At 65.1% G+C, this 19,049-nt stretch carries 15 protein-coding genes; 9 read left to right on the plus strand and 6 right to left on the minus strand.

The window, feature by feature from the left end; all coding sequences use genetic code 11:
• Nucleotides 1–2 precede the first annotated feature (2 nt).
• From prmC to mgtE, 3 genes are all read right to left on the minus strand, one after another.
• Nucleotides 3–824 (minus strand): peptide chain release factor N(5)-glutamine methyltransferase, encoded by an 822-nt coding sequence (gene prmC, locus QWZ03_RS17785; RefSeq protein WP_290333950.1) that lies wholly within the window; start codon nt 822–824, stop codon nt 3–5.
• On the minus strand, nt 821–1,609 hold the full coding sequence (locus QWZ03_RS17790; protein ID WP_290333951.1) for an EAL domain-containing protein: 789 nt from the start codon (nt 1,607–1,609) through the stop codon (nt 821–823). Before QWZ03_RS17790 ends, prmC begins: the two co-directional genes overlap by 4 nt.
• A 118-nt stretch (nt 1,610–1,727) precedes the next feature.
• Nucleotides 1,728–3,176 carry a magnesium transporter gene (mgtE, locus tag QWZ03_RS17795; protein WP_290333952.1) on the minus strand — a complete coding sequence of 483 codons (1,449 nt, stop codon included), beginning with the start codon at nt 3,174–3,176 and terminating at the stop codon, nt 1,728–1,730.
• A gap of 354 nt (nt 3,177–3,530) precedes the next feature.
• On the opposite strand from mgtE, the gene gshA reads away from it, so the two are divergent.
• The 6 genes from gshA (at nt 3,531) to rfaQ (ending at nt 9,487) form a co-directional block, all read left to right on the plus strand.
• Entirely contained in the window at nt 3,531–4,832 is a 1,302-nt protein-coding gene (gene gshA, locus QWZ03_RS17800; RefSeq protein ID WP_290333953.1) for a glutamate--cysteine ligase, read from the plus strand.
• Nucleotides 4,833–4,920: 88 nt separating this feature from the next.
• The gene (gene gshB / locus QWZ03_RS17805) at nt 4,921–5,865 is read left to right on the plus strand and encodes a glutathione synthase (RefSeq protein WP_290333954.1); all 945 of its coding nucleotides are present in this window, start codon (nt 4,921–4,923) and stop codon (nt 5,863–5,865) included.
• A gap of 118 nt (nt 5,866–5,983) precedes the next feature.
• Nucleotides 5,984–6,385, plus strand: coding sequence for a PTS sugar transporter subunit IIA (locus QWZ03_RS17810; protein WP_284195655.1), 402 nt, complete (start codon nt 5,984–5,986; stop codon nt 6,383–6,385).
• Nucleotides 6,386–6,399: 14 nt separating this feature from the next.
• Nucleotides 6,400–6,669, plus strand: a complete 270-nt coding sequence (locus tag QWZ03_RS17815) for an HPr family phosphocarrier protein (protein ID WP_284195656.1) — start codon at nt 6,400–6,402, stop codon at nt 6,667–6,669.
• A gap of 5 nt (nt 6,670–6,674) precedes the next feature.
• Nucleotides 6,675–8,408: a phosphoenolpyruvate--protein phosphotransferase gene (ptsP, locus tag QWZ03_RS17820; RefSeq protein ID WP_290333955.1), complete on the plus strand. Its 1,734-nt coding sequence runs from the start codon at nt 6,675–6,677 to the stop codon at nt 8,406–8,408.
• Nucleotides 8,405–9,487 (plus strand): putative lipopolysaccharide heptosyltransferase III, encoded by a 1,083-nt coding sequence (rfaQ, locus tag QWZ03_RS17825; RefSeq protein WP_290333956.1) that lies wholly within the window; start codon nt 8,405–8,407, stop codon nt 9,485–9,487. The genes ptsP and rfaQ overlap by 4 nt, the downstream gene beginning before the upstream one ends.
• A gap of 95 nt (nt 9,488–9,582) precedes the next feature.
• Here the strand turns inward: rfaQ and QWZ03_RS17830 are convergent, their stop codons facing one another.
• From QWZ03_RS17830 to QWZ03_RS17840, 3 genes are all read right to left on the minus strand, one after another.
• On the minus strand, nt 9,583–10,218 hold the full coding sequence (locus QWZ03_RS17830) for a TetR/AcrR family transcriptional regulator (protein WP_290333957.1): 636 nt from the start codon (nt 10,216–10,218) through the stop codon (nt 9,583–9,585).
• 216 nt (nt 10,219–10,434) lie between these two features.
• Nucleotides 10,435–11,850, minus strand: a complete 1,416-nt coding sequence (locus tag QWZ03_RS17835) for an OmpP1/FadL family transporter (RefSeq protein WP_290333958.1) — start codon at nt 11,848–11,850, stop codon at nt 10,435–10,437.
• 97 nt (nt 11,851–11,947) lie between these two features.
• Nucleotides 11,948–13,936 carry a neutral/alkaline ceramidase gene (locus tag QWZ03_RS17840; RefSeq protein WP_290333960.1) on the minus strand — a complete coding sequence of 663 codons (1,989 nt, stop codon included), beginning with the start codon at nt 13,934–13,936 and terminating at the stop codon, nt 11,948–11,950.
• A gap of 192 nt (nt 13,937–14,128) precedes the next feature.
• On the opposite strand from QWZ03_RS17840, the gene QWZ03_RS17845 reads away from it, so the two are divergent.
• From QWZ03_RS17845 to QWZ03_RS17855, 3 genes are read left to right on the plus strand one after another with little or no spacing between them, the layout of a single operon-like run.
• Nucleotides 14,129–15,523: an FAD-dependent oxidoreductase gene (locus QWZ03_RS17845; RefSeq protein ID WP_290333961.1), complete on the plus strand. Its 1,395-nt coding sequence runs from the start codon at nt 14,129–14,131 to the stop codon at nt 15,521–15,523.
• Nucleotides 15,523–17,490 carry an aldehyde dehydrogenase family protein gene (locus tag QWZ03_RS17850; protein ID WP_290333962.1) on the plus strand — a complete coding sequence of 656 codons (1,968 nt, stop codon included), beginning with the start codon at nt 15,523–15,525 and terminating at the stop codon, nt 17,488–17,490. The genes QWZ03_RS17845 and QWZ03_RS17850 overlap by 1 nt, the downstream gene beginning before the upstream one ends.
• Nucleotides 17,487–18,713 carry an alanine racemase gene (locus QWZ03_RS17855; RefSeq protein ID WP_290333963.1) on the plus strand — a complete coding sequence of 409 codons (1,227 nt, stop codon included), beginning with the start codon at nt 17,487–17,489 and terminating at the stop codon, nt 18,711–18,713. Before QWZ03_RS17850 ends, QWZ03_RS17855 begins: the two co-directional genes overlap by 4 nt.
• Nucleotides 18,714–19,049: the final 336 nt, after the last annotated feature.

The raw sequence follows: 19,049 nt of genomic DNA on the forward strand, positions 1-19,049 counted from the left end.
TGCTAGGCCCGTCGGCCACCGGTGACGCGGGCGATGCCGGCCAGGTCGTCCCAGCTTTGCACCTGGGCAAAGCCGGCTGCCGTCAGCAAGGCGCGGCTGGGTTCGGCTTGGTCGTAGCCGTGTTCGAACAGCAGCCAGCCTCCATGGGCTAGGTGGCGGGGAGCGCCCTGGATGATACGGCGGATATGGGCCAGGCCGTCGGCCTCGTCGGTGAGCGCACCGCGCGGCTCGAAGCGCAGATCGCCCTCTGCCAGGTGCCGGTCGCCATGGGCGATATAGGGCGGGTTGGAGACGATCAGGTCGAATTGCTCACGCCCCAGCGAGCCATACCAGTCACTCTGCATCAGCTGTATGGGGGTGGCATGGCGCTCGGCATTGCGGGCGGCCACGGCCAGGGCGTCGGCCGAGATATCGACCGCCCGCATGTCCAGCATGGGGCGGTGCTTGCGCAGTGACACCGGGATGATGCCGGATCCAGTGCCCAGGTCCAGTGCGCGGCTGGGGGTGTCCAGCGGAATGTGCTCCAGCGCCAGTTCCACCAGCAGCTCGGTCTCAGGCCGTGGAATCAGTACGGCAGGGCTGACTTCGAAATCCAGGCTGAAAAACTCGCGCAGGCCTATCAGGTAGGCTACCGGCTCGCCGGCCTGGCGCCGTTGCAGCAGCGTGTGGAAGCGTTCGGCCTGCTCGGGCGGCAGCTCGGCCTCGGGCCAGGCGGCCTGGCGGGTGCGGCTCAGGCCGCTAGCATGTTCCAGCAGCAAGCGTGCCTCCAGTACCGGTATGCCACTTTGCCGGGCGGCCATGATCAGGCTGGCGACGCTGCTCATGCTGCCGTCCGGGCGGGGCGAGCGGCCTGCGAAACCGAGACGAAGCGCTTGCGGTAGAGAAAGCCCTGCACGCAGTCGACCTGCAGGCTGCGCGCCAGTGCCAGGTCTTCGGGACGCTCTATGCCTTCCAGTATCACCTTGCAGTGGCATTCGTGGGCGAAGGCGATCAGGTGGGTCAGCGCTGCCCGGTTGCGGCTGTCGCGCGCCCGTACCAGCCAGGAGCGGTCGAACTTGAACCAGTCCACCTCCATCATCACATCCAGCGAGAGCATGGAGTTGGGCGCTCCGATATCGTCCAGCGCCAGCCGTACGCCACGGGCCGAGAAGGCCTGGGCCAGCTGCTGCGATAACTGGGCGTCAGCGACATCGGTATTTTCTATGATCTCCACCACCAGCCCTTCGTGGCTGGCCAAGAGGCCCAGCAGCGGGTCTTCCGCCTCGTTGGCCGTCACCCCGTAGGCATCGGGATCAAGGTTGACGAACAGCTGGCTGGCATCGGCCGGGGCATGGGCCAGTTGCAGCTGCTTCATGTCGTATTCCACCTGGTAGAGGCTCAGTGGGCTGGCGTGCAGGGCGTCGAATACGGCCTTGGGCGCCAGCGGCTGGCCATCTGCCGCATAAAAGCGTGCCAGCGCCTCGTAGGCGATGGCCTCGCTACTGGCGATATCGATGATGGGTTGGTACTCCACCCCATAGCGTTGATGGCGCATCAGATCCAGCAGCAGGGTGGCGGGCAGGCGGGCTGGCGCAAGATGGAGGGCGCGGTCTGAGATGGGCGAGAACATGGCGGGAAATATTACACGAGGGGAGCTGCACAATTTATAAGCCGGTGGTGGCAGGCGACATGCGGGTTTACCGCCTTGCAGCCTGCACGCCACAGCTGTCGACATGCCGGGCACCTGCCTACATGGCGTTAAGCAGGAACAGGGTGGCCAGACCGTAGAAGATCAGGTTGCCCATGCCATCGGTCATGAAGGTCAGGAACACGCTGGAGCCATAGGCCGGGTCGCGGCCGAAGCGCTCCATCAGCAGCGGTACGAACAACCCCACGCCGGCGGCTACCTGGAAGTTCAGCATCATGGCGCCGGCCATCACCAGGCCCAGGCCCAGCTTGCCGTAGATCAGCCAGGCCACTGTGCCCAGCACGCTACCCCATAGCGCGCCATTGAGCATGGCAATGCCGAACTCCTTGGCCACCAGCCGGCGGGTACTGGCGGCAGTCACCTGGCCCAGCGCCATGGCGCGGATGATGATGGTGGCGGTCTGCGAGCCAGAGTTGCCGCCGATGCCGGAGATGATGGGGGCCAGTGCGGCCAGGGCGACGATCTGGGCGGTGGTGGCTTCGAAAGCGCCGATGACCCGCGAGACGATGATGCCGGTGACGATGTTGAGAGCCAGCCAGGGCCAGCGGTTCTTGGCCGAGCTCCAGACCGAGCTGAACAGGTCTTCGTCTTCCTTCAGGCCGCCCAGGCTCAGCACCTCGGCCTCTGACTCCTCACGGATGACGTCCACCATCATGTCCACCGTCAGGCGGCCGATGACCTTGTGGGTGGAGTCCACCACCGGGGCGGATACCAGGTCGTAGCGCTCGAAGGCCTGGGCCGCGTCGCCGACGTCCTCGTCGGGGCGGAAGATCACTACCTCGTGGGCCATCACATCGGCCACCCCGCGCTCGGGGTCGGAGATCAGCAGCTTCTTGATGGGCAGCACACCCTTGATGCGCTGGTCGTTGTCCACCACGAACAGCTTGTCGGTATGGTGCGGCAGTTCATCGAAGCGGCGCAGATAGCGCAGCACCACCTCAAGCGTTACATCGTCGCGGATGGTGACCATGTCGAAGTCCATCACCGAGCCAACCTGGTCGTCGGCATAGGACAGCGCCGATTGCAGCTCGGCCCGCTCTTCCTCCTCCAGCGAGCCCATCAGCTCGTGCATCACGTCCTGCGGCAGGTCGGGCACCAGGTCGGCCAGCTCGTCGGTATCCAGATGCTCGGCGGCGGCCAGGATCTCTTCGCGATCCATGTCGGCCAGCAGGGTTTCCCGCACCGAGTCGGACACCTCCAGCAGCACATCGCCCTCTATTTCCGGGCGTACCAGCTCCCATACCGTCAGCCGTTCGTCCAGCGGCAGCGATTCAAGGATAAAGGCAATGTCGGCGGGGTAGAGCTGCTCCAGCCGCTTTTCCAGCTCCGTCAGGTTCTGCTTGTGGACGATGGTTTCCACCAGCTCGTGCTTGGGCATCTCCTGCTTGTGGATCAGGTTCTCGACCAGCTTGTGGCGGCTAAGGATGCGCAGCACCTGCTGCAGGGTATCCTGCAGGCTTTCCTTGGGCTTGGGGGCGGGTGCGGACATGGCGACCTCGGAACCGGTTCATTAACTAGCTGCGCCACGCACGGTGGCGCCTATGCTGCCTGGCAAATCCTGGGGGCTGTTGCTGTGCCTGGCCGGCTGTTTCGGCATGGCACAGGCAGCGGTTTTGCACGCTAGGCCGGGCAGCATGAAAAGCCGCGCGAGTGTAGCATGGGCAAGGCTTGAAACTGTCACCCCTGGCCCCTATCTAAGAGGAATTGCCCGCCCTGCCGCTCCCAGCGCCCGGCTGGCAGGCCTAGACGCCATCAAAGGTGCCAGGGCTGTCGTGACAGATAGCCACAATCGGCTATCCTCCAAGTCCGGGTTCGCCCGTTTCTTTTCCAGACAGGTTCCGCCATGAACGTACCCCGCCTAGCCACCGCCCTGACCGGCCCCCTGCTTGACCTGGAACGCAAGTTCCTTGCCGCCCAGTGCGAGATTGAAGCCTGGTTCCGCAGCCAGTGGCTGGAGCATGCGCCGCCGTTCTATGGCTCGGTTGATCTGCGCAATTCCGGCTTCAAGCTGGCCCCGGTGGACATGAATCTGTTCCCTGGCGGTTTCAACAACCTCAACCCGGATTTCACTCCGCTGTGCGTGCAGGCTGTGCAAAGCGCGCTGGAGAAGATCTGCCCCGATGCACGGCGCTTGCTGCTGATACCCGAGAACCATACCCGTAACCAGTATTACCTGCAGAACGTGGCCTCGCTGGCGCGCATCCTGAAACTGGCCGGCCTCAATGTTAGACTGGGTACGCTGAACGCCGAAATCACCGCCCCCACCACCCTGGAACTGCCCAATGGCGGAACGCTGACGGTGGAGCCGCTGCAGCGCAATGGCCGCCGCGTGGGCCTGCCTGGGTTTGATCCTTGCGTGGTGTTGCTCAACAACGATCTGTCGGCCGGCATTCCCGATATCCTCCGCGATATCGACCAGAACCTGCTGCCGCCCTTGCATGCTGGGTGGTTTGTTCGCCGCAAGACCCACCATTTCCGTGAATATGATGGCGTGGCAGCGGAGTTCGGCCAGTTGCTGGGCATAGACCCCTGGTATATCAACCCCTACTTCGGCCAGGTCAGCCAGCTGGATTTCCAGACCCGCGAAGGCGAGGAGCGTTTGGCCGCCGAGGTGGAGCGTATCCTGGGGCTGACGGCCGCCAAGTATCGTGAACTGGGCATTACCGATGCGCCTTACGCCATCGTCAAGGCGGATGCCGGCACCTATGGCATGGGCGTGATGAGCGTGAAGTCGCCCGCCGACGTGATCGGCCTGAACCGCAAGCAGCGCAACAAGATGGCGGTGGTGAAGGAAGGTCTGGAGGTCAGCGACGTGATTGTGCAGGAGGGCGTGCCCACCTTCGAGACGCTGGAGGAGGCGGTGGCCGAGCCGGTGGTCTACATGATGGACCGCTTTGTGGTGGGCGGCTTCTATCGCGTCCATACCGAGCGCGGCGCCGATGAAAACCTCAATGCACCGGGGGCGTATTTCAAGCCGCTGGCCTTTGATACCCCGCTATCGACACCGGACTGCGACGGTAGCCCAGACTGTGCGCCCAACCGCTTCTACGCCTATGGCGTGGTGGCCCGGCTGGCGCTGCTGGCTGCCTCGCGCGAGATCGAAAACACCGAATCGGTGCTGGAGAGCATCAGCATGGCGGCCTAGCCGGCTTGCCTGACTGATGCACTGCTGTGCGCCCTGGCCGCCTTCCCGGCCCAGGGCCGACTCACAATCCACTCGAGCAGATCAAGCCATGCGTATTGCCTTTCTGGCCGACCCACTGGATGGGTTCAAGACCTACAAGGACTCCACCTTTGCCATGATGCGCGAGGCCGCCGCCCGCGGCCACACCGTGCTGGCGTTCGAGCAGCGCGACATGCGGGTGCTGGATGGCCGGGTGCTGGCCGACATGCGGGTCATCAACCTGACCGGCGATGCCCACGACTGGTACCGGGCCGAGCCCGCTACCACCCTGGGTCTGCCCGAGGTGGACGCCATCGTGATGCGCAAGGACCCGCCCTTCGACAGCGAATACCTGTACGCCACCCATCTGCTGGAGGCGGCGGAGCGCCAGGGCGCCAAGGTGTTCAACAAGCCCCGCGCCCTGCGCGACAACAACGAGAAGCTGGCCATACTGCGCTTTCCCCAGTTTATCGCGCCTACCCTGGTCAGCAGCCGCGACGACGATATCCGCGCGTTTCTGGCCGAGCATGGCGACGTGGTGCTCAAGCCCCTGGATGGCATGGGCGGCACCGGTATTTTCCGGCTGCGGCCGGATGACCCCAATCTGGGTGCCATACTGGAAACCCAGACCCGCAACGGCACGGTCAGCCTGATGGTGCAGCGCTACCTGCCGGCGATCAAGGATGGCGACAAGCGGGTGCTGCTGATAGGCGGCAAGCCGGTGGACTGGTGCCTGGCCCGCATACCCAAGGCCGGCGAGACCCGTGGCAATCTGGCCGCCGGCGGCACTGGCGTAGCCAGGCCCTTGACCGCCCGCGACCGCGAGATAGGCGAGGCGCTGGGCCCCCTGCTGGCGGCCGAGGGTTTGCTGCTGGTAGGGCTGGATGTCATCGGCGACACCCTGACCGAGGTGAATGTGACCAGCCCGACCTGCTTCCAGGAAATCACGGCGCAATCCGGTATCCCGGTGGCCGGCTTGTTCATGGATGCGCTGGAAGCCGCCATCCAAGCTTAAGTGTGGGGCGGCGGCAGGACCAGCGGCGCCTGCTCACGGTACATTTGTCCGCATATAGTGCAGCGCAGCGGGCGGCGGCTGCTAGAATCGTTTCCAACGCGTTTTTTTGAGCTTCGTCATGGTTGGAATCCTGTTGGTAACGCACTATGGCCTGGGCGAGAGCCTGGCCGAGTGTGCTGCCCATGTGCTTGGTCGGCCCTTGCCGCAACTTCGTTATCTGCCGGTGTACCGTAGCGACGACCCAGACGTGGTGCTGGAGCGGGCCAGGGCTTTGCTGGCCGAGCTGGATACCGGTAGTGGCGTGCTGGTGCTGTCGGACATCTATGGTGGTACGCCGTCCAATGTGGCCTACCGCTTGATCGAGCCGGGCCGCATCGAAGCGGTGGCGGGGGTGAATCTGCCCATGCTGGTGCGTACACTCAATTACGGACATGAATCGCTTGATGTGGTGGTCGGTAAGGCCGTCACTGGTGGGTTGGAAGGCGTGATGTACATGCTGCCGCCCAGCAAGCAGGATTAGAGAGACAGAACACCATGGCGCAACAGGAAGTTGAAATCATCAACAAGCTGGGCCTGCATGCCCGGGCCTCCAGCAAGCTGACCCAGTTGGCCAGCCGCTTTCGCAGCGAGGTCTGGCTGACCCGCAATGGCAAGCGCGTCAACGCCAAGAGCATCATGGGCGTGATGATGCTGGCCGCCGCCAAGGGCAGCCGTATCAGTGTGGAGATAAGCGGCGAGGATGAGGATGCTGCCATGGCAGCCATTACCGAGCTGATTGCCAACCGTTTCGACGAGTCGGAATAGCCCCCATGACCATCACCCTGCACGGCATAGGCATAGGTGGCGGTATCGCCATAGGCCGCGCGCATCTGGTGAGCCATGCCGATCTCGAAGTTGCCCACTACGAGATCACGGACGCCGAGGTGCCCGCTGAGATTGCCCGTTTCGATGCGGCGGTGCGGCTGACCCGCAAGGAGCTGGAGCAGCTGTGGGGCAGTATTCCCGAGAATGCCCCGACCGAGCTGGGCGCCTTTCTCAGCCTGCATGTGATGCTGCTGAACGATCACACCATCAGCCGCGAGCCGCGCGACATCATCCAGGCGCAGCACTGCAATGCCGAATGGGCGCTCAAGCTGCAGCAGGACAGGCTGTTGGAGCAGTTCGACGTTATCGAAGAGGAATACCTGCGCGAGCGCCGCGCCGATGTGATCCAGGTGGTGGAGCGCATCTTCAAGGCGCTCAATGGCGAAGGGGGTGGCCACTATGTGCCGCCCGAGGACAGCAAGGAACGCATCCTGGTGGCGCACGACCTGTCGCCGGCCGATATGGTGCTGTTCAAGGAAGCCGAGTTCGCCGCCTTCCTGACCGATGTGGGCGGCCCGACCTCGCATACCGCCATCCTGGCGCGCAGCCTCGATATCCCCTCGGTACTGGCGCTGCACCATGCTCGTCAGCTGATACGCGAGGATGAGACCCTGATTGTCGATGGCACGGCCGGCGTGGCCATCATCGACCCCAGTGAAACCATACTGACCGAGTACCGCAAGCGCCAGGCTGGCTATGCCGCCGACCGCAAGAAGCTGCGCGGGCTCAAGACCACCACCGCCAAGACGCTGGATGGCACGGCCATCGAGCTGCACGCCAATATCGAGATGCCCGGCGATGTGGAGCAGGCGCTGGCCAATGGCGCCACCGGCGTGGGCTTGTACCGCTCCGAGTTCCTGTTCCTGGGTCGCGACGACCTGCCGGACGAGGATGAGCAGTACGCCTCCTACAAGGCCGTCATTCAGGGCATGAAAGGCGCACCCGTCACCATCCGTACCATAGACCTGGGCCGTGACAAGATGCCCAAGTGGGCGGAGGGCGAGATCATCTCTGCCGCCAACCCGGCACTGGGTTTGACCGGCGTGCGCCTGTGCCTGGCCGAGCCGCATATGTTCCGCACCCAGCTGCGGGCGCTGCTGCGTGCCGGCCGCCATGGCAAGCTCAAGCTGCTGGTGCCCATGCTGGCCAACTTGGCGGAAGTGAATCAGGTGTTGTTCCACGTGGAGCAGGCCAAGGAAGGCCTGCGCGAGGACGGCATCGAGTTCTCCGACCTGGTGGAGATAGGCGGCATGATAGAAGTGCCTGGCGCGGCCATTACCGTGGGGCATTTCCTCAAGAAACTGGATTTTGTCTCCATCGGCACCAATGACCTGATCCAGTACACCCTGGCGGTCGATAGAGGCGACGATAGCGTCAGCCATCTGTACGACCCCTTCCACCCGGCCGTACTGCACCTGATCGCACATGTGATCAAGACGGCCGACCAGGCCAATGTGCCGGTGTCGGTCTGTGGTGAGATGGCCGGTGATGTCCGCCTGACCCCCTTGCTGCTGGCCTTGGGCCTGCGGCGGTTCTCCATGCATCCTGCCCAGTTGCTGAATGTGAAACAGATTATCCTCAGCTGCGACCTGCAGAAGCTGGGTGCGCTGCGCCCCATGCTGGAGCAGGCCGCCGATGCCGACCAGGTACGTGAAATGCTCAACGAGGTCGTGGCTTGAGCGCGCCGGCCTACCAGCGCGCACTGGTGATCAAGCTGCAACACCATGGCGATGTGCTGTTGGCCAGCCCGGTACTGGGGGCGTTGGCAGAACAGGGCATAGAAGCCGACATGCTGGTGTTCGACGAAACCACCCCTATGGTGGCCGGCAATCCCCACCTCAGCCAGTTGCACACCATTGCCCGCGCCGGTCGCCGGGCATACAGCCTGTGGGGCTGGCTGGCGGTCGAATGGCGCCTGCTGCGTACCCTGCGTGCCCGCCGCTATGATCTGGTGGTGCATCTCAACACCCGCCGGCGTGGCGCCTGGATGACCCGGCTGCTCAAGCCGCGCGTGTCGGTGGCGCCAGCCACCCAGCGTGGCCGCTTCTGGCGCAAAAGTTTTACCCATCTGTTCCCCGAGCTGCGCGATACCCGCCACATGGTGGAAATCCAGCTCGATGCGCTAAGGCGTGTTGGTATCCAACCCTCGGAGGCCGCCAAGGCGCCCTATATGCCGGTCAGCGCCGCCGATATCGAGGTGGCGCGAGGCTTGCTGCAGCAACATGGTCTGGCGCCTGGCGGCTATATCTTGGTGCACCCGACTTCGCGCTGGATGTTCAAGGCCTGGCCGCCCGAGCGCATGGCCGTGGTGATCGATGCCCTGACTGCCGCCGGCGAGCAGGTGGTACTGACGGCAGCCAAGGCGGCCGAGGAGGTCGCCATGGTAGAAGCCATCAAGGCCAGGCTGAGTCGGCCGGTGCTGGATTTGACCGGCAAGCTGACCCTGAAACAATTGGGCGCATTGATTGCCGATGCCAAACTCTGGTTCGGGCTGGATTCGGCGCCCATGCATATGGCTGCAGCGCTGGGTACGCCCTGCGTGGCGTTGTTCGGCCCCTCGGTGACGGCAGAGTGGTCGCCCTGGCGGGGGCCGCACCGGGTGGTGGCCCACCAGGGCTACAGTTGCCGACCCTGTGCCAAGGCTGGCTGCGGTGACGGCGGCGTGAGCGAATGCCTAGTCAACCTGCCCGAGCAGGCCGCGCTGCAGGCCATTATGGAGCTGGCGGCTGAAGTCGGTAGGCCGATAAGGCTGGGCTGAGGCGGGCTGGGACAGGCAGCCCAAGGTGCAGCCCAGGTTAGATGCCGCCGCGCCCGAGCAATCAAGCCCAAGCGGCGTCCACGGCCCGGCGTAACTCAGGCGGGCAATGCCACGCCCACGCCCCGCAGCAATGCCCGCGAGGCGCTGTCCACCAGGGGCGACAGTGGCTTGAGCGTGACCCAGGGCTCGTCTCCCAGGGTCATATGCAGGGCGATCAGACCGTGCAGCGTGCCCCAGAACATCTGCAGCAGTGCGTCAGCATCGCGTTCGGTGATGCTGGGGGTGCCCTCTATCAAGGCCACGAACAGTACGCGGGCGTAGGCGTAGGCATCTTCGTTGGGGTTGCCGTGCTCGGCGGCGGATTCCTCGACACTGACCGGTGGTGGCGGGCTGATAAAGATGCGGCGGTAGTGTTCGGGCTGGTGCTGGGCAAAATGGGCAAAGCGCTCTGCCATGCCCAGAATGCGCTCGGCCGGGCTGGCGTCAGCCACGTCGTGGTCCATCAATTGCCGGGTTAGCTCGGCAAAGTCCTCGTCGGCAATGACGCGCAGCATGGCAGCCTTGTCTTCGAACTGGCTGTAGATGACGCTGGTGGAATATTCGATGCGGCTGGCAATGGCGCGTACGGTGAGGGCTTCGTAGCCCCCCTCGGCGCAGAGGGCGCGGGCGGCATCGATGATTTTTCGGCGCAGGACTTCGCGCTCGCGTTGACGACGTTCGGCGATGGACATGGTGCAGCCTGTGATGCAGAAGATGCTATTTGAGCACTGGGCCGTAGCCGCGTAAACGGGTGGCAGGAATATAAGTATCCTATGTGCATAGGTGCGGTGCTTGCCAAGCTGCTGTTTTGCCGAGGAATTGGGCGTGCCTGCCCAGGATGACCGTGCCTCCGTCAGGCCGGGGCAGCCGGCGTAACGGAGGCACGGTCGGGCTGGGGTGAGTGGCGCTTACCAGCTGTGGCGATACTGCAAGCCCAAGGACCACAGCGACAGATCGAAGCTGCCGCGTACCCGGAACTTCTGTTCAGCGGCAAAGAAAGGGTAGTCGGCCCGGTTGTAGGCGGTGTCGGTGTAATCCACGGCGGCATCATCCATGCGTACATAGGCCAGGCCCACATCCAGCTTACCGGCCTTGCTGGGGCGCCAGCTCAGGCCGGTGGTCAGCCACAGGCGGTCGGCGTCGGGGGTGGAAGGATGGCGCCACTGGGCTGAGCGTACCGGGGTCTGGTCCCAGGCCAGGCCGAACTTCCAGTCCATGCTATCGCTCTGCCGCCAGGTGGTACCCAGGCCCAGGCGGGTAGTGTCGCGCCAGTTCTGCACCTGTACCTGGTCGGGCGTATTGCTGATCACGGCCCGCAACTCGTCAAAGCGCTTCCAGCCGGTACGGGTCAGGTCGGCCTGCAGCGACCATGTCTGGTTCAAGGGCAGGTCGGCAGCCAGTTGCAGGCGCCAGGGCAGCTTGACCTTGGCCGTGGCCGACTGGATTTCCGATTCCAGGCTCAAGCCCAGGCCGGCGGCCAGCTCGCTGTAGAGCGGCGGAATATCGACCCGATAGTCGCCCTTGGCCTTGGGCGTCATGCTGCTGCGAAAGCTGGCCGCCAGGCTGCCGCCCCCTTCCAACTGGTACAACAGGCCCAGGTTGGCCCCCCAGCCCCAGCCATCGCCCTTGAGCGTGGCCTTGCCATCTATCACTGGTATGGTCTGCCCCAGCGCCATTTCGGCAATGCTGGCCTCGTAGCGGAAATCCAGCGCCTTGCTGGCCTCGGCATCGACCAGCGTGGCATTGAGGCCCAGGCCCAGCGATAGCCGGGGGCTGATGCGCCAGGCCAGGCTGGGGCTGATGTTGAGACCGGTGAGGACGGTGTCGATGGCGGTATAGCGGCCGGCCCAATTGGCATCGAAGCGGGTTTCGCTGCCAAACGGGGCGTAGACGCCCACCCCCAGCACCAGATCGCGGCTCAGGGGCTGGGCATAGAAAAAGCCGGGCACCACGCCGCCCCGTCCGCCATCGCTACCGCCGCTGCCGCCCACCGGCCGGATCTCACCGGTAGGTGTGCCCAGCATGCTGCTGGTGCCTACGGTGCCGGTGGCACGGTCCACCAACCAGGTGTCGCTGCCGGTGGCATGAAACCGGGCCGAGAAATCCAGGTAGTTGCCAGCCGCCACCAACTGCGGCCCCTGCACCCGTATCAGGGCAGCAGGATTGTGGAAGACGGCGCTGGCGTCGTCGGTGACGGCGGCGGCGCCAGCCCAGGCATTGCCCATGCCGGCGGCGCCCTGTTCATCCAGGGCAAAGCCGCTGGCCTGTGCGGCGGGTAGCAGGGCCAGCGCCACCAGGGTGGCCAGGGTCTGTTGCTGCTTCATGTGTGCTCCTCGTTATTGTTAGTGTCTGATTGCGATCATGCCGCCGCGTCACGGCCTTGCCCGGTGTAGGGCAAGGCCGTGCGTGGTACGGGGGGACTTAGTAGACGGTAAAGCTGCGGCTGCTGCCCGAGAGTCCGTAGATCTGGCCGTTCCAGCCATTCTTGTAGTTACCCAGGTGGACAATCCGGTACTGCCCCGGCGTGGTATCCAGCGGTATCTGCCACTGGATGCGGGCTTGCGAAGTGCCCCACACCGGGTCTATGCGTACCCAGTGGTAGCGCGTGCTCCAGTCGTCGTCGCTGGCCACCCGGCGCCAGCTGCTGCCGTCCCAGCGCTCGATGCTGACAAAGGTGTTGTTGCGGCGCAGGTTGTTCTTGGGGTGGCCGGTCCAGAACCAGGCTTCGGCGGTCTGGCCACGGCTGTAGCTCGCCGACGCGTCGCGATCCAGCTGGCCGAACGATTTGAAGATGGGGGTGTTATCGAGCACCACGCCGGTCTGCAGGCTCATCTGGTTGCCGGAGAGATCACGCGGTTGCGGACCCGCGGCTACCGCCTGGCCATTGCGCAGGGCCGTGGCCAGATCCTGGTACAGCTGGGCATAGGCCGGCAGGGTGCGGCGGCCAAAGTGGGTGGAGGCACCCTCGTAGTGCTGGGCGTCATACTCCTCCGGGGTGGCCACATAGCCGGCATAGGCGTTGGTATAGCCGGCAAAGATCACATTCCCCAGCGGCAGCCCCATGGCCTGGGCCACTGTCTCGCGCACACGGCGGCCGGCCATGACGGTGAACTCGCCAGGCGCCGCCACAATGGCCAGCTGGCCTATGCGCGCCACCGATACCGGCAACACTTCAGGCGTCCAGGGGAAGGGCTTTTGCAGGCCGGTGGCGATCATGATGGGCTTGGGGGCCTGGCAGTCCTCGACCTCTTTGGGCGCACCGAACAGCGCACCGCCCAGCTGGGCCAGGAAGGGATTGCTGGTCAGGTCGCCTTCGTTGAAGCCATCCTCGCCCCGGCCATCCTCGGTACCGGCGGCAAAGGCGCGGCCCAATGCGGCCGGGCAGGTCTGGCCACCGCCAAACTCAGGCCGCAGCGCCACCTGCGAGAGATTGGCGTACTGCTGGCGGTAGTCCACCGGCCCGCTTACCAGCTCGCTGGCGCCATTGAACAGGCTGAGGGCACGACCGGCCTGGCGCTCGCCCAGCAACCGGGTGTTTTCGTATTCATTGCTGGTGGGGCCGTTACCGTCCAGCCACAGGTTGGGCGTCATGTCGCCCGCATTGCTCTGGGCGAAGGCAGCGACAAAGTCGTTGCGGCCCTGCTTGCCGTAGACCTGCTTCTCTATGTATTGGGCGGCATAGCCCTTGTTATCGCCCGAGACCAGGGTATTACCGGGATGCATGGAGACGCCGTGGGTGGCGAACCAGCTGATCAGCCCCACATCGCGGCCGCCCTGGCTGAAGCGCAGCACGGTCATGGTGGGGTCTATGTTGTGCTGCCAGCGGCTGCGTTCGGTTGCCGGGTTGCGCTCATAGGCCGGTAGCGAGCGGTTGGCGCTGGCATCGAACAACTCGCCCCGTGCCACCCGGATCTCGCCGGGCTTGAGGTCGGCATCGGCGGCCACGATGGCTTCGACTATGCCATCGACTGCGGCATGGAAGGTGGCGGCGTTATAGCCCAGGGTGGTGAAGTTATACAGGGCGTAGTGTGAGAAACCGCCAGGGCCGGCGTGGGTATGGGTGGCCGACAGCAGCACGTTCTCGCGGGTATAGCGGTTGCCGAAGCGGGCCTGCAGGCGGTTCAGCACCGCCTGGTGCACACCCTGGAAGACCATGCCCAGGTCGTTGTTGACGAATACCAGCCGGCGGCCTGCTTCATCCTGCACCACAAAGGCCCGCGCCCATTGGCGCATATGGATGCCGGCGGTTTTCTGGTCCAGCTTGGCATAGCCCATCATGCCGACTTCGGCGGCCTCGCCGGTGATGTCGGCCTTGCCCCGACCAACCAGGTATCCCGCCTGGGCAGGCAGGGTCAGGAACAGTGCGACCAGGCATAGCCAGCGGCCGGAACGCTGTTTGAAAGCATGCATGACGTGTCTCCTTTGTGTGTTTGTGTAACGATGTTATGAATCACGTTTTAGATTTGTCAAACCCCAATTTGATTACGCAAGTAATTGATGTAAAAGCGCAAATTATGCTGCGATGCAACAGAAATGGTAGCTTGCGCAATACAAAGGTTTTGTGGGATAACATAGTTACAAGAAGGGGAAGAGGAGAGGCGAGTGCAAAGCGATTACGACGCTATCGTGATAGGGGCCGGGGTAGGCGGGGCCAATGCAGCGGCCGAGCTCGCCACCGCCGGCTGGCGCTGCCTGGTCATAGAAGCGGGGGCCTACCATTCGCGGCAGGACTACCCGCGTGGCGAGCTGGATGGCAATACCAGGCTGTTCTGGCATGGCGGCATGGAGCTCAACCGCAGCGCCAGCATCGCCATGTTGCGGGCACGGGTGGTGGGCGGGGGCTCCATCGTCAACCAGGCCCTGCTCGATGAGTTTGACGATGTCGCGCTGGACGACTGGCGCGAGCGTACCGGCTTTGCCTGGTTGGACCAGGCGGGCATGGCACCCTGGTACGCCCGTGCCCGTGGCGCCCTGCAGATACAGACGGTGCCGCTGGTGCATGCCAACCGCAATGCCCAGCTGTTCAAGCAGGGCTTTGAGCAGTGCGGTTATCAGTGCGCGCCGCTGCAGCGGGGGCAGTCGGGCTGCCGGCACGAGGAGGGCAACGACTGCATAGAGTGCCTGTACGGCTGCCGGCTGGACAGCAAACAGTCGACACCGCTGACCTCGCTGGAGGCCGCGCTCAAGGCGGGCGCCAAGCTGCTGACCCAGTGCGAGGTCGAGCGGGTGAGCGAAGCCCCCGGCCGGGTGACGGTGCAGGCCAGGTTGGCCGATGGCCGGCCACAGACTTTCCGCGCTGGCCAGCTGGTGCTGGCGGCCGGCACCCTGGGCAGCAATACCGTACTGCTGCGCTCTGGCTATGCCGCTCAATTGCCCAGGCTGGGGCAGGGCTATTACTGCCACCCCCAGTTCATGTACTTTGCCCAATACCGCGAGCCTGTCCTTGCCCACAAGGGGCCGTTCCAGGCCTACAAGTCGGATGATGCTGGTTTCAGGCGGCAGGGCTTCAAGCTGGAAAACGTGTTCTCTCCCCCCATAGGCACCGCCCTGCTGCTGCCGGGCATGGGTGCTGCCCATCAGGCCGACATGGCCGCCATGCGCCACTACGCCTGCATAGAAGTCGCCGTGCGCGACAGCCATCCAGGCCGGCTCAGCCTGGGCCAGGGCGGGCGGCTGCAGATAGACAAGGAACTGGACGCCGAGGACCAGCGCCGCGCGGCGGCGGGCTACCAGGCCGTGCAGCGGATATTCGAGGCGACCGGCGCCGAGCGTGTGCTGCCGGGCCGCTTTGGCATAGGCCTGCATCTGATGGGCGGCCTGGGTTTTGCCCGCCGGCCCGAGGAGGGCTGCGTGGGTGAAGACTACCGGCTGTTCGGCAGCCAGCGCATCCAGGTGGCCGATGCCAGCTTGTTTCCCAGTGCGCCGGGTATCAACCCCTCGCTCACCATCATGGCGCTGGCACGCCGCCTGGGGCGACAGATGGCGGAGGCGGCGTGATGCGGCGTGAATCTTCCTTGCACCTGGCTGCCACCTTGGGCAGCGTCTATTTCAGCGCCCGCCAGCTACGCGGCCTGAACCGGCTGGGCGATGGCTATTGCCCCGGCGGCGACGGCCTGCCGAGTTTCAGCGCCAGTGGCGCTGGCTGGCAGATAGACCGCTTGGCCGAGGCCATGCACCCGCAGGACCGGGCCGACCTGGGCCTGCTGCTGGATGTGGCGGCCAGCCTGCCCCAGCCCCTGCTCGCCGGCCTGCTGCGCCTGTTCAACCAGGCCGAGCAGCTGCGGCTCACCCCCTTGCGGCTGGCCCGGCTGGGCGCGGCAGGGGTGGTCTACTCGCTTTACTACGGCTTTGCCGGCCCAGGCGGCACGCAAGTGCGCGACCGCCTGGGCTGGGATGCCGCCATACGAACCCAGATACCGGGAGAACCTGTGATGAACCAGCTCGTACGCGATGCCGCGCCAGACCTTGCTGTGGATGCCACCGAAGTGGCAGCTGTCTTCGACCGTGCCCGCGCCGCCCAAACCACTATCGCCGCACTGGGACTACCGCAGCGGCTGGCACTGCTGGACCGGCTGGGCCAGGTGGTGCTGCGGCGGCGCGAAGAGATCATCGCACGGGTGAGCCAGGAGACAGGCAAGTGCGCCAGCGATGCCCTGCTGGGCGAGATATTCGCCGTCATCGACAACCTGGAATACTTGCGCCGGCATGCGGCTGCCGTGCTGGCCGACCGCAAGATGCCCACGCCGCTGGCCATGCTGGGCAAGCAGTCGCGGGTCTGGTACGAACCGCTGGGCACCATACTGGTGATCGCGCCCTGGAACTATCCCTTCTACCAAGCCATCGTGCCCATCAGCATCGCCTTTGCCGCCGGCAACGCGGTGGTACACAAGCCATCGGAATACACCCCCCTGGCTGGGCTGGTGGAATCCATCCTGGCCGAGGCCGGCTTTGCGCCGGACTGGGCACAGGTGGTGTACGGCAATGGCCAGATCGGCAGTGCCTGCCTGGCCCAAGCGCCCGACAAACTGTTCTTTACCGGCAGCATCGCCACCGGCAAGCGGGTGATGGCCCAGGCCGCCGAACTGCTGGTGCCGGTGGAGCTGGAGCTGGGCGGCAAGGACCCCATGCTGGTGTTTGCTGATGCCAATTTGGAGCGCGCCGTCGCCGGCGCCATGTGGGGCGCGTTCACCAATACCGGCCAGAGTTGCACCTCAATAGAGCGCTGCTATGTGGCACGGCCGCTCCACGAGCGCTTCGTGGCGCGGTTGGTGGAGCAGACCAGCAAGCTAACCCTGGGCACCGGGCCAGACCATGATATCGGCAGCATGACCACGCCCATGCAGATCGCCATCGTGCGTGAACACCTGGCCGATGCCTTGGCCAAGGGCGCCATGCAGCATACCGGCCTGGATTGGGATGGCGTCAGTCCGGCCATTCCCCCCATCGTGCTGACCCAGGTGAACCACGAGATGCGGGTCATGCAGGAGGAAAGCTTTGGCCCCTTCCTGCCGGTGATGGCGTTCGACGGCGAGGCCGAGGCCGTGCGGCTGGCCAACCAGACCATCTATGGCCTGTCGGCCTGCGTCTGGGGGGACGACAAGGCCCAGCTGGAGCGCGTGGCGCGGCAGCTCAAGGTGGGCAATGTCTCCATCAACAACCACATGATTACCGAGGGCAACCATGCCCTGCCCTTCGGCGGCACCAAGCAGAGCGGCATTGGCCGCTTCAAGGGCGAGGACGGGTTGCGCGGCTTCTGCAATACCAAGGCCGTGATGGTGGATGGCAACTCGGCCAAGATCGAGGCCAACTGGTACCCGTTCACCACCGCCAAATACCAGGCATTGGACAAGATGACGGTGGCCAGCCGCATGCGTGGCCTGGTGGGCATCATCCGCTTTGCCATGGCAGGCTTGCCGCTGGAATCCCTGGCCAACAAGCTGGGGCGCAAGGGTCGCCAGCCATGAAACGGGCCGCCGCCATGCCGCCGCAAGCCAGCCAACCCCAGCACCAACGCTATGCCAGCCTGCTGGATGCCGTGCGCGGCGAGGCCCTGCCCTGCGCCTTGATTGATCTGGACGCGTTTGATCGCAACCTGGCTGCCATGGCGGCACGGGCCGGCGGCAAGCCCATACGGGTGGCCAGCAAGTCGCTGCGGGTGCCTGCCCTGCTCAAGCGGGCGCTGGCCTTTGGCCCGGCCTATGCCGGCCTGCTCTGCTACAGCGTGGCCGAGGCCGTCGCACTGGCCGAACAGGGGCTGGACGACATGCTGGTGGCCTACCCCACCTGCCAGCCCCAGGCCCTGACGCGCCTGGCCCGGGCTGTGGCAGCCGGCCACCGCATCGTTGCCATGGCCGACTGCGAGGCGCATCTGGTAGCCCTGCAGGCCGCTGCCGAGCAGGCGGGCACAAGGCTGCAGATTGCCTTCGACCTGGATATGAGCCTGGACCTGCCCGGCTTGCACTTCGGCGTCTACCGCTCGCCGCTCGATACCCCGGCCAAGCTGCTGGCCCTGCATGCCAGTCTGGCACGCCATGCCCGTCTGCAACTGGTGGGGCTGATGGGCTACGAGGCCCAGATAGCCGGCGTAGGCGAGGCTGTCCCCGGTAAGGCGCTGGAGAATTGGGTGGTGGCCCGCCTCAAGGCCTGGGCCATACCGCGCATCGCCGCCCGCCGCCAGGCCATGGTCGCGGCCCTGCAACTGGAGGGTGCCCAGCTGCGCTTCGTCAACGGCGGCGGTACCGGCAGCCTGGAGAGCACCGCCCAGGATCTCAGCGTGACCGAACTGGGCGCCGGCTCTGGGCTCTATACCCCGGTCCTGTTCGATCACTTCCGGGGCTTCCAGCACGAGCCCGCCGCCTTCTTCGCCCTGGAAGCCTGCCGCAGTGCCGGTGCCGGCAGCATCACCTGCCAGGGCGGCGGCTACATTGCCTCCGGCGCCATCGAAGCCCGCAAGCAGCCCCTCCCGGTTTGGCCCCCTGGCCTGCGCCTGCTGGGCCAGGAAGGCCTGGGCGAAGTCCAGACCCCTTTGTTCGGCGAGAACTTGCCAGAGATAGGCAGCCCCGTACTATTCCGCCCAGCTAAGGCGGGGGAATACCTGGACCGCTTTGATGAAGTCCTGCTGGTAAGGGGAGGCAGCATCGTCGACCGGGTGCCGACCTATCGTGGCCTGGGATGGCGCTTTTTCTGAGGTGCCGACGGCTCAGGCTGTGCTGATGCCCAGCGCCAGGGTTTCCCTGGCGCTTGCGCCACCCGCCATCACCCAGCCAAGGCCTGCGCGCATAGCAGGCGTTGAAGCCAATTCAAAATGATAACGAGCGCCAGCGAGGCTCCCGCGCGGGGGGTGTGGGTTCCATCAAGGGGAGAGCCTACTGGTTCAGGCTGCGCTGACGTCCTGCGCCAGGGTTCCCCTGGCGCCTGCCCAGGCGTCACACCCACTGATGCCTTCAGCCCATGATAGGCTCGCTAACGAGCGCCAGCGAGGCTCCCTCGCGGCGGCGAGGGCGGGGGGAGTGGGAATAAATCA

Origin of the sequence: Chitinimonas viridis, assembly GCF_030409555.1 — a bacterium.
GTDB lineage: Bacteria > Pseudomonadota > Gammaproteobacteria > Burkholderiales > Chitinimonadaceae > Chitinimonas > Chitinimonas viridis.

What these genes read in the sequence shown, in the direction of transcription:
- prmC (WP_290333950.1), bottom strand. Translation starts at nt 824, where the DNA reads ATGAGCAGCGTCGCCAGCCTGATCATGGCCGCCCGGCAAAGTGGCATA.
- QWZ03_RS17790 (WP_290333951.1), bottom strand. Translation starts at nt 1,609, where the DNA reads ATGTTCTCGCCCATCTCAGACCGCGCCCTCCATCTTGCGCCAGCCCGC.
- mgtE (WP_290333952.1), bottom strand. Translation starts at nt 3,176, where the DNA reads ATGTCCGCACCCGCCCCCAAGCCCAAGGAAAGCCTGCAGGATACCCTG.
- gshA (WP_290333953.1), top strand. Translation starts at nt 3,531, where the DNA reads ATGAACGTACCCCGCCTAGCCACCGCCCTGACCGGCCCCCTGCTTGAC.
- gshB (WP_290333954.1), top strand. Translation starts at nt 4,921, where the DNA reads ATGCGTATTGCCTTTCTGGCCGACCCACTGGATGGGTTCAAGACCTAC.
- QWZ03_RS17810 (WP_284195655.1), top strand. Translation starts at nt 5,984, where the DNA reads ATGGTTGGAATCCTGTTGGTAACGCACTATGGCCTGGGCGAGAGCCTG.
- QWZ03_RS17815 (WP_284195656.1), top strand. Translation starts at nt 6,400, where the DNA reads ATGGCGCAACAGGAAGTTGAAATCATCAACAAGCTGGGCCTGCATGCC.
- ptsP (WP_290333955.1), top strand. Translation starts at nt 6,675, where the DNA reads ATGACCATCACCCTGCACGGCATAGGCATAGGTGGCGGTATCGCCATA.
- QWZ03_RS17830 (WP_290333957.1), bottom strand. Translation starts at nt 10,218, where the DNA reads ATGTCCATCGCCGAACGTCGTCAACGCGAGCGCGAAGTCCTGCGCCGA.
- QWZ03_RS17835 (WP_290333958.1), bottom strand. Translation starts at nt 11,850, where the DNA reads ATGAAGCAGCAACAGACCCTGGCCACCCTGGTGGCGCTGGCCCTGCTA.
- QWZ03_RS17840 (WP_290333960.1), bottom strand. Translation starts at nt 13,936, where the DNA reads ATGCATGCTTTCAAACAGCGTTCCGGCCGCTGGCTATGCCTGGTCGCA.
- QWZ03_RS17850 (WP_290333962.1), top strand. Translation starts at nt 15,523, where the DNA reads ATGCGGCGTGAATCTTCCTTGCACCTGGCTGCCACCTTGGGCAGCGTC.
- QWZ03_RS17855 (WP_290333963.1), top strand. Translation starts at nt 17,487, where the DNA reads ATGAAACGGGCCGCCGCCATGCCGCCGCAAGCCAGCCAACCCCAGCAC.